Annotated in this window: 2 tRNA genes and 1 rRNA gene; all 3 read left to right on the top strand. The window is 49.9% G+C overall.

Going from position 1 to position 714, the window contains the following annotated elements:
• Positions 1-150: ribosomal RNA gene (locus J4G38_RS28335) — 16S ribosomal RNA — on the top strand; the annotation flags it as partial.
• 127 nt (positions 151-277) lie between these two features.
• Positions 278-351, top strand: a tRNA-Ile gene (locus J4G38_RS28330).
• A gap of 36 nt (positions 352-387) precedes the next feature.
• Positions 388-464 (top strand) — tRNA-Ala (locus J4G38_RS28325).
• Positions 465-714: the final 250 nt, after the last annotated feature.

The raw sequence follows: 714 nt of genomic DNA, 5'->3' as shown, positions 1-714 counted from the left end.
GGCCTTGTACACACCGCCCGTCAAGCCATGGAAGTTTGGTAGACCTGAAGCCGGTGCTCGTCACAGAAGCCGGTTAGGGTAGAACAGGTAACTAGGGCTAAGTCGTAACAAGGTAGCCGTACCGGAAGGTGCGGCTGGATCACCTCCTTTCTGGAGCGGCCTTGCTCACGATGTTATAATACATGAGTATGCTTGGTTTTTACTGTTTGTTTGTTTCTTCATTCAAATAATTTTTGAATACGGATTCTACGTTTGCCTTCGGGTATCGTCGAAACCCGGGCTTGTAGCTCAGGTGGTTAGAGCGCTACACTGATAATGTAGAGGTCCGTGGTTCGAGTCCACGCAGGCCCACTGTAACTAGCGGGAATGCTGCTGGAAACAATACTCGGGGGATTAGCTCAGCTGGCTAGAGCACCTGCCTTGCACGCAGGGGGTCAACGGTTCGAATCCGTTATTCTCCACCATTGTTGTGTACCAATTGGGTGCATAAAACATGTCTGTTTTTGAAATATTAGTAATTGTCTAATATTTCACGACACTACTAGACACCAGAGTAGTACACGTTCTTTGACGTAAGGGGTAACAAAAACGAAGCGTAGCGCGCTTGGCCTGGCAACGGGCAGAGCAGCTTTCAGCAATGAGGGCAAGCGATACGAAAGCGAAGTAAGCAAGAGCACACGGGGGATGCCTAGGGTCTCAGAGGCGACGAAGGAC

The sequence above is a fragment of the Hymenobacter terricola genome, from assembly GCF_017921975.2.
GTDB lineage: Bacteria > Bacteroidota > Bacteroidia > Cytophagales > Hymenobacteraceae > Hymenobacter > Hymenobacter terricola.
Note: the sequence above shows the minus strand (reverse complement) of the source record. Positions and strands in the feature narration are given on the sequence as shown.